The sequence below is a fragment of the Hydrogenophaga defluvii genome (assembly GCF_042665235.1).
Lineage (GTDB): Bacteria > Pseudomonadota > Gammaproteobacteria > Burkholderiales > Burkholderiaceae_C > Hydrogenophaga > Hydrogenophaga defluvii_A.
Genome location: NZ_JBHTBZ010000061.1, coordinates 1 through 2,107, shown reverse-complemented (window position 1 = coordinate 2,107; position 2,107 = coordinate 1). Strand labels below are relative to the sequence as shown.

2 protein-coding genes are annotated in these 2,107 nt (G+C 66.3%); both read left to right on the top strand.

Annotated features, from left to right (window positions below):
• Window positions 1–1,168 (top strand): IS21 family transposase (gene istA / locus ACFQU0_RS17810; protein WP_382203073.1); only part of this gene is annotated, 1,168 nt, incomplete at its 5' end.
• A gap of 49 nt (window positions 1,169–1,217) precedes the next feature.
• The gene (gene istB / locus ACFQU0_RS17805; protein ID WP_382203072.1) at window positions 1,218–1,955 is read left to right on the top strand and encodes an IS21-like element helper ATPase IstB; all 738 of its coding nucleotides are present in this window, start codon (window positions 1,218–1,220) and stop codon (window positions 1,953–1,955) included.
• The last annotated feature ends 152 nt before the right edge of the window (window positions 1,956–2,107 follow it).

The following is a 2,107-nucleotide window of genomic DNA, read 5'->3' as shown; positions in this document are numbered from 1 at the left end:
GGCCCGGCGTTTGAAGCGCTCCATGCGCCAGACCCATGTGGCCGGCAACAAACTCTTTGTGGACTACGCCGGCCAGACGGTGCCCATCGTGGATGCCTGCACCGGCGAAATAACTCAGGCCCAGATATTTGTGGCGGTGCTCGGGGCATCGAACTACACCTATGCCTGCGCCACCGCCAGCCAGAAAGCCACCGACTGGGTGACCAGCATCATCGCCACACTGGAGTTCATCGGCGGCGTGCCCCGCCTGCTGGTGCCCGACCAGCCGCGCGCCTTGATGGCCCGCCCCGACCGCTACGAGCCCACCTCACACCGTTTGCTCGAAGAGCTCTCAGTGCACTACGGCCTGCCTGTCATGCCCGCTCGCCCGGCAAAACCACGTGACAAGCCGAAGGTGGAGGTTGGCGTGCAGGTGGTCGAGCGCTGGATTCTGGCCCGGCTGCGTCACCAGACCTTCTTCAGCCTGTCCGCCCTGAACCGGGCGATTGCCACCTTGCTGGTGGACTTGAACCAGCGCGCGTTCAAGAAGCTGCCCGGCAACCGCGCCAGCGCCTTTGCCGAACTCGACCGTCCGGTCCTGCGCCCGCTGCCGGCCACGCGCATGGCCATCGCCCGTTTCAAGCCCGCCCGCGTCAACATCGATTACCACGTCGAGCTCGATGGCCACTACTACTCGGTGCCCCACGCCCTGGTGGGCCAGACGGTGGAGCTGCGCATCACGGCCACCGCCGTCGAAGTCCTGCACGGCAACAAGCGGGTGGCCGCCCACGCGCTCAATGGGCGCAAAGGTGCGCACACCACCACGCCTGAGCACATGCCGGCCTCGCATCGGGCGCACCTGCAGTGGACGCCGGCCAAGCTCATCGCCTGGGGCGAACGGGTGGGTGCTGCTACCGCGGCTGTGGTGCGCTGGCAGATGGAGCACCGCGCCCACCCTGAGCAGGGCTACCGCTCCTGTCTGGGCCTCATGCGCCTGGGGCGTGAGTACGGAGCGGAACGGCTGGAGGCGGCCTGCGCGCGAGCCCAGTCGATTCGCTCACCGTCCTACAAGAGCATCGCCTCCATCCTGAGTTGTGGCTTGGACCAGCGCCCGCTGGAGGCTCCCATCCCCATGCAGGCCAGCCTGCCGCTGCACGAGAACGTGCGCGGGCCGGGCTACTACCACTGACTACCACTGAGAAGCCCAAACACTGAAGCGAAACAGAGAAAGAACAACCATGCTCAACGAACACACCCTCAACCAACTGCGCGCCCTGCGCCTGGACGGCATGGTGGCCGCCCTGAACGATGCCGCCACCCACATCGCTGCCAGCGAGCTGCCCTTTGAACAGCGCCTGGCCCTGCTGGTGCAGCGCGAGGTGGACTGGCGCGACAGCAAACGCCTGGAGCGCCTGTTGAAAGCCGCCCGCCTGAAGGTCGCCGGCGCTTGCTTGGAAGACATCGACTGGCGGGGCAGCCGGAGCCTGAGCCGGGAGGTCATCACCAGCCTGGCCGGTGGGGACTGGCTGCGCCATGGTCACAACGTGCTGCTCACCGGTGCCACCGGTTGCGGCAAGACGTGGCTGGCCTGTGCGCTGGGGCAGCAGGCGGCGCGCCTGGGGTTCTCGGTGCTCTATGCCCGCGCGCCACGTCTGCTGGAAGAGCTGCATGTGGCCCATGGCGACGGCAGCTTTGGCAAGCGGCTGGCGCAACTGGCCCGGCTGGACCTGCTCATCATTGACGACTTTGGCATTGCACCGATTGCCGCGCATGAGCGAAACGATTTGCTCGAACTTCTGGACGACCGGGTGGGCACGCGCTCAACCCTCATCACCAGCCAGTTGCCGGTGATGGCCTGGCACGCCTGGCTGGATGAGCCCACGCTGGCCGACGCCATCCTGGACCGCATCGTGCACGGCTCGCACAAGATAGCCCTCAAAGGTGAATCGATGCGCAAGCTGTCCAAGGCCGCCTGACCATCCAGTCCAACCGCCATTCCACGCTGATGGCGGACACTTCGGCTACGATTTGGCCGTCACTCAGGACCCCCGCGCACGGTGTCCGCCATCGCATGGAACGCTGTCCGCGATGGGAATGGAATCACTGTCCGCCATCAGTGGAATGCGCA

Excerpts from the sequence above, each read along its gene's own strand:
- istB (WP_382203072.1), top strand. The coding sequence starts at position 1,218 with ATGCTCAACGAACACACCCTCAACCAACTGCGCGCCCTGCGCCTGGAC.